Origin of the sequence: Treponema sp. UBA7570, from assembly GCA_002477955.1 — a bacterium.
Lineage (GTDB): Bacteria > Spirochaetota > Spirochaetia > Treponematales > Treponemataceae > Treponema_D.
The window spans coordinates 1-6323 of sequence record DLLE01000065.1 but is presented as its reverse complement, the minus strand read 5'-3'; the positions used below and the strand labels follow the sequence as shown (position 1 = coordinate 6323).

The window sequence follows — 6323 nt, the reverse complement described above, 5'->3', positions numbered from 1 at the left end:
GGAGCAGACGCGCTTGCAGCTCCGAATGTTACATTGTAAGGAGTTCCGTCAACAGTAACATTGTCGCCGTTAGCAGTAACCTGATAGCTCTGTCCGTTTACAGTTACAGTGTAAGAGCCGTTTGCAGACTTAGCTTCAGCTTTTGGAGTCTCTTTAAGACCGAATGTCTTTTCTGCGTCAACAGGACCGTTTGCGCGGGTCTCAAAGAATTTAGCGGCAACTTTCGGGAACATAGCGTAAGTAAGAGTATCCTCAACAGAGCCGTTTCCGCCGTTTTTCTTCGCTTCTTCAACCATTTTGTCCCACTCAGGAGCAATGAGGTCAGCTGGACGGCAGTCAATAACTTTGTCCATTTTGTTAAGCTCAAGAGCTTTCTTAACGAGGTCAGCGTTTGGAGCAGCTGGAACTTTTCCGTATTTTCCAACGAGAAGGTCTCTGAATTCCTGAGTAAGGTTGTTGTAGCGTCCGAAGAGAACGTTGAATACAGCCTGAGTTCCGACAATCTGAGAAGTTGGAGTTACAAGAGGAACATATCCTACATCTTTCTGAACGAGAGGAATTTCTTTCAATACATCGTCGATTTTGTCAGATGCGCCCTGCTGTTTAAGCTGATTCTCGAGGTTAGAAAGCATTCCGCCCGGAACCTGAGATTTAAGGATTCGAGTGTCTGCACCCAAGAATTTAGATTCAAGAGAAGCATAGTGCTTGCGGATTTCGCGGAAGTAAGCAGCAATTTCAAGCAAAGCAGAAATATCAAGGCCTGTGTCGTACTCAGTTCCTTTGAGCATTTCAACAACAGTTTCTGTCGGAGAATGAGAAGTTCCCATTGCCATTGAAGAAATCGCAGTGTCAAGAACGTCAGCTCCAGCCTCAGCAGCCTTCAAGAGGGTAGCAACTGAAAGACCAGTTGTGGCATGAGAGTGAATCTCAACTGGAAGGTCAACCTTTGACTTGATTGCTTTTACAAGGTCATAAGCCTCATATGGCTTCAAGAGACCAGACATATCTTTGATACAGATAGAATCCGCGCCGAAGTCAGCGTATGTCTTTGCAAGGTCAGCGTAGATTTCTTTTGTGTGATATGGAGTTGTAGCGTAAGAAATCGCCATCTGAACGTGCTTTCCAGTCTTTTTTGCGGCTTTTGTAGCGCGCTCAAGGTTGCGAGGGTCGTTGCAGGCATCAAAAATACGGAAAACATCAACTCCGTTGTTTGCAGCAGTCTCAACGAATTTGTCAACAACATCATCAGCGTAGTGGCGGTAGCCAAGAAGGTTCTGTCCGCGCAAGAGCATCATGATTTTTGTGTTTGGCATTGCAGCGTGAAGCTTTCTAAGGCGCTCCCACGGATCTTCGTTCAAGAAGCGGATACAAGAATCGTAAGTAGCTCCGCCCCAAGCCTCAGCAGCCCAATATCCGATTTTGTCGATTTTTGGAGCGATTGGCAGCATATCAGCTGTCGTCATACGTGTCGCGTGAAGAGACTGTGTAGCATCACGCAAAACAAGTTCAGAAATTCCAATTTTCTTTGCCATTTTGTCAAATACCTCTAAAATTAGTTTTTATTGCGCAGTGCTGTTGCAATAGCCGCAACAACTGCTTTCTGGTCAACCTGTGCGGCCGCAGGAGCTGCACTTTCGGCTTTTGGCGCCTCTTTGTCAAGTTTGGCCGCATGAATAACTACTCTTAGCAAGTTCATAAAGCCAATCAAGATGATGAGGAAGGCAAAAACGACACACATACCCAGGACAGTAAGAATTGCGCTCTGTCCCAGCATTTCTTGGATTGTCATATTTCCTCCATAAATGAAATATTTTTATTTAAAATGATTGAATATTAGTAAAAGTATAAATTATTGAAAATCTTTATTCAATGATTCCAGACTTGTTTAACGATTTTTTTACACTGCAAAATGAATAAAAAAAGAGGAAAAGACACCTTAAAAAGTTTTCTTTTCCTCTTTCAATCTCTTTTTCTTCCAATAAACTAGAACAAATCACTCATTCCGTAAAGCCTGCCTTTTTCAAGCTCGCCGGATGCAAGTTTTGCGGCAAGTTTTTCAAGGGCAACAACCGCTCCTTTTGCAAAACCTTCGCGGCTTCTAGCCCTGTGTGTAAGTTCGATTTCGTCCGCTGGAGAATCAAAGAAAACTGTATGAGTTCCAGGAACAAAACCAACGCGGGTTGAACTTACGTGAAGCTCATTCGCCTTTGGCTTTTCGTGGAAAGCATCAAAAACCATCTGAGTTTTCGATTTATTTCCGAGCATTATACGGCGGGCAACTTCGAGCGCGGTCCCTGAAGGACTGTCGGCTTTCTGATTGTGGTGGGCTTCCCAAACGGCAACGTCATAATCAGAGTATTCTGCCATAATTTTTGCCGCTTCTTCTACAATTTTATAAAACATATTTACGCCGATTGAAAAATTTGAAGAACGCATTGCTGTTCCACAAGTTTTTTTACAGAGCTCTGCAATTTCGCCTTCGCTTTTTGCCCAGCCGGTCGTACCAACAACTACTGGAAGTCCAAGAGGAATCAAAGCATTCAGGTTTCCGAGAACGGCAGTCGGATGAGAAAATTCGATTACACCTTCAGCTCCGCTATTTTTTACAGCATCGGCAACGGCTTTTCCGTCTCCTTGCGGCACTATATTTGCAGCGTCTTTTGCCATTACGTCGATCGTTGCAACAACATCGTGGCCTGCATCTTTTGCACATTTTTCAATCATGTGCCCCATTTTTCCATATCCGACAAGCGCAATTTTCATTTTATTTCTTCCTCAAAGTTTTATTTATTTCTATAAAAGTAAATTTTTAATAAAAACGAAGTCCATTTTTTAAACTGCAAAAAACACGACATTCGCTCTAAAATTATAAAGATTAGTCTAATTTTTGAAAAGTGACATTATATCAGGCTGTATTTTTTTTCCACGGAGTTTTTCTGCCTGCTCATAAACCTTTAAAATATCTTCGGGAAGTGTTTTTTCTTCGCCCTTTAAAGTCTGATACGGAGCATCGGTTTCAAAGACAATCCTGCTTTCTTCCAGAAATTTTACGCATTCAATCGCACTTTTCTTGCCATTTAAAATAGGCTTCCCAAACGAAAAATAAGCATTTACGCCCTTCTTTAAAAGCGAATTTGCTTCTGTCAAAGTTCCTGCCCACGAATGAAAGATCACGCCTTTGACCTTTTTTAAAAGTTTTATGTCCTTAAAAAAACGATCTGTGCACTTTCTTCCGTGAATTACAAGAGGCTTTCCGTATTTTATTGCGGCCTCGAGCTGAAAATTCCAGACTTTTTCCTGTTTTCGAGACATAGTGCGAAATTCCTGCGTAAAAAAATCAAAGCCGCACTCCCCGACCGCATCAATTTTTTTATTTTCGAGAAGCTGAATCAAGTATTCTGAATACGAAAAATCCGGGTTTTGAGGGTGAATTCCGAACGACTTAAAAAACTTGATTCCGGAGTTCTGAGGAATTGAATCAATGATTTTTTCCTGTTTTATAAATTCATCCTCAGAAAGAGCGCAGGCAACGCCGGCATAAAAATCGACAGATTTTCCAGTTTTAGAAAAATCAGGAAGAGAAGAATGAACTAAATGCAAGTGCGCGTCAAAAACCAACTAAAAACCTCATTTTCTCGGCAGAGCTCATGCAAACTTCTGGCTGCAAACGAAAGCGCCAGAATATTTAAACTTTTTGTTAATGTTTTTTTTATTATACCGAAAATAATTATGTACGTAACATTTTTTTGCGTTAAAAACGCGGGAGGAATTCAAAATGGGAACATACACTCTTAAAAGCATTGGTAAAAAAACTGACTACATGACTGTTGTGCGCGAAATGGACGACGGCTACATTGTTCGCATTGTTCGCGATGAAGACGGATATGATGACGTTACAACAGATTTTATTAGCAAGGCTTTGTTCGACTCTTGTATCCGCACCGGCTATCTTACTAAAATCAAGTCTCCTGCTGAAGCCGTTGCCTAACTAGCTCCAAAGCTGCCTCGAAACGAACATCAATAGGCATTTCTTGAGGCAGCCAGTTTATTTTTACGCCTTTCTTTTCCATTCCCTTAAACCAGGTTTCCTGTCTTTTTGCAAACTGTCCGATTGCAAGGTTTAAAAGCTCAAAAAGTTTTTCTTTGCTTTCGATTTTCTGCTGAAGATATTCACTCACAAAACGATATTCAAGACCAAGACTTTCAAGCCTCTGCCAGGACGCTCCATTTTCGTGCAGATTTTGAACTTCTTCGACTAACCCCTCTTCAAGACGGTCGTGCAGGCGTTTTGCAATTCTCTCACGGACTAAAGGACGCGGCAAGGTTGTGCCAAGCACAAGAGGATTAACCTTTGGACGAGCCGAAAGAACCTTTTTTCGCAGAGTCTTATATTCTTCAGATTTTGTAAAACGGTTTAAGAGAATTGCATTTATTATGCGCCCACTGTCGCCGAATTCACTCGTATTATGAAGCTTTTCTTTTTCTGATATTAAAATCGACTTTAATTCTTCATAAGAAAGAGATTCAAGGTTCCGTCTTTCAGCCTTATCTTCTTCAAACGGAATCATATCGTAATTTCTGAGTATTGAATCAAGATACATTCCGGTTCCGCCGACAACAACCGGCAAAGCTCCACGTTTCTGGCAGTCTGCAAACGAATTGTAAAAATCTGCCGTAAAATCAAACAGGCTGTATTCGTGACTTAAATCCGTAACATCGATTATATGATACGGAACATTGTAAAAACCGTCAGTAATTTTGTCCTTTAACGCAGGATTGAGGGAAAGCGCGAGATTTTTATTCATCTTAAAATCGCGCAAATCCTTTCCACTTCCAATGTCGAGTCCGCGGTAAACTTGTCGGCTGTCCGCGCTTAAAACTTCGCCGCCAAGACTTGCCGCAAGACGGACACCAATTTCAGTTTTTCCGACAGCTGTAGGTCCGATTACAAAAATACAGTTATAGTTCATTTTTTGTTTCCTGAAAAACTAAAGCATGCGGCAAACAGCGCATTTTAAATATTCAGACTTAGGATAACCTGCAAGGACTGGATGATCAGGTCCAGCCCCGTACTTTGCCAAAATTTGAACGCGTTTTTTTGAATCTTCGGCCGCCTTCATAATCATTCCGTAAAAATGCTCCGAATCAAAAAAGTAAGAGCATGAACAGGTTACGAGGATTCCGTTTTCTGTCAAAAGGCGCATTGCCCGAAGATTTATTTCTTTGTATCCGCCGTACGCTTTTTGAATATTTTTCGCACTTTTTGTAAACGCAGGAGGATCGAGGATAATCAAATCAAATTTTTCGCCTTTTGATTCGTATTCTTTTAATTTGTCAAAAATATCCGCGCAAACTGCCTTTACTTTTTTTCCGGCGCCGTTGAGCTCAATATTTTTTTCAATCATTGCAACGGCTTCCGGGCTCAAATCAACGCAGGTAACATCTTTTGCATCTCCCTTAAAACAGTTCAGACCAAAAGCGCCTGTGTGGCTGCAAGCATCGAGAACTTTTTTTCCAGAAGCAAGTTTTGCAACCTGTTTGCGGTTAAATTTCTGGTCAAGAAAATATCCGGTTTTCTGGCCATGCGCAATATCGACTTCCAAAAGAACATCGTTTTCGCGAATCATAATCTTTTCGTCGCGGGCTTCGCCAATCCAGCAGGATTTTTCTTCAAGACCTTCTTTTTCGCGGACAGCAGCGTCATCCCTCTCAAAAATTCCATAAGGCCGTATAATTGACTTCAATGCTTCGAGAATTTCTTTTCTAAAAACTTCTGCGCTCAAAGACAAAAACTGAACAACAAGATAAATATTTTTCTTTACATCGCAGTAGCGCTCAACAATCAGGCCAGGAATCAAGTCTGCTTCTGCATAGACAAGACGATAGCTGTCTTTTCTGTCGTAATAAAGCTTTCTAAGATCGTAAGCGTCCTGAATTTTTTTTGCATAATAAGCGCGGCTGTCTTTCATAATCTGGTCGGCATGTTCTCTTCCGATTATGCGGACAGAAATTTTTGAAGTGCGGTTTATAACACCAGTTCCCAAAAAACCGCCCGCATTTGCAAAAACTTCAACAACTTCGCCGTCTTTTACAGAACAATCGCCAAGCAAAGCCTGCTTAACACCGCTTTTCTCTTCAAATTTTACATGGCTGATTTCATTATCAAAAACCCACGGAAATCCCTGGGCAACTTCAATCTCTTCGGAAGGATTTAAAAACACTCTTGGAAACATAATTCACCTGACAAAAATCAAAAATTTACGCTAATAATACAAAAAAAATTAAATTTACAAAAGTGTATCAGAATTCAAAATTTTTGGAGC

7 protein-coding genes are annotated in these 6323 nt (G+C 41.2%); 1 reads left to right on the top strand and 6 read right to left on the bottom strand.

Annotated features, from left to right (window positions below):
- The 4 genes from B4N75_RS09065 to B4N75_RS09050 all read right to left on the bottom strand — a co-directional run.
- The coding region (locus B4N75_RS09065; protein WP_296707207.1) for a pyruvate carboxylase subunit B at nt 1–1532 on the bottom strand (1532 nt) is incomplete at its 3' end.
- Between the two features lie 20 nt (nt 1533–1552).
- Nucleotides 1553–1789, bottom strand: a complete 237-nt coding sequence (locus B4N75_RS09060) for an OadG family protein (RefSeq protein WP_296667848.1) — start codon at nt 1787–1789, stop codon at nt 1553–1555.
- Nucleotides 1790–1983: 194 nt separating this feature from the next.
- Nucleotides 1984–2763: a 4-hydroxy-tetrahydrodipicolinate reductase gene (dapB, locus tag B4N75_RS09055; protein ID WP_296707205.1), complete on the bottom strand. Its 780-nt coding sequence runs from the start codon at nt 2761–2763 to the stop codon at nt 1984–1986.
- A gap of 117 nt (nt 2764–2880) precedes the next feature.
- A complete protein-coding gene (locus tag B4N75_RS09050; RefSeq protein WP_296707203.1) occupies nt 2881–3618 on the bottom strand; it encodes a TatD family hydrolase in 738 nt (245 codons plus the stop codon).
- A 157-nt stretch (nt 3619–3775) separates the two neighbouring features.
- Between B4N75_RS09050 and B4N75_RS09045 the strand changes: the two genes are divergently transcribed.
- The gene (locus B4N75_RS09045) at nt 3776–3988 is read left to right on the top strand and encodes a hypothetical protein (RefSeq protein WP_078929703.1); all 213 of its coding nucleotides are present in this window, start codon (nt 3776–3778) and stop codon (nt 3986–3988) included.
- On the opposite strand, the gene B4N75_RS09040 is transcribed toward B4N75_RS09045, so the two are convergent.
- Together B4N75_RS09040 and B4N75_RS09035 are read right to left on the bottom strand one after the other, a co-directional pair.
- Entirely contained in the window at nt 3960–4970 is a 1011-nt protein-coding gene (locus B4N75_RS09040) for a tRNA (adenosine(37)-N6)-dimethylallyltransferase (protein WP_296707201.1), read from the bottom strand. The genes B4N75_RS09045 and B4N75_RS09040 overlap by 29 nt on opposite strands.
- A gap of 18 nt (nt 4971–4988) precedes the next feature.
- Nucleotides 4989–6233 carry a class I SAM-dependent rRNA methyltransferase gene (locus B4N75_RS09035; RefSeq protein ID WP_296707200.1) on the bottom strand — a complete coding sequence of 415 codons (1245 nt, stop codon included), beginning with the start codon at nt 6231–6233 and terminating at the stop codon, nt 4989–4991.
- Nucleotides 6234–6323: the final 90 nt, after the last annotated feature.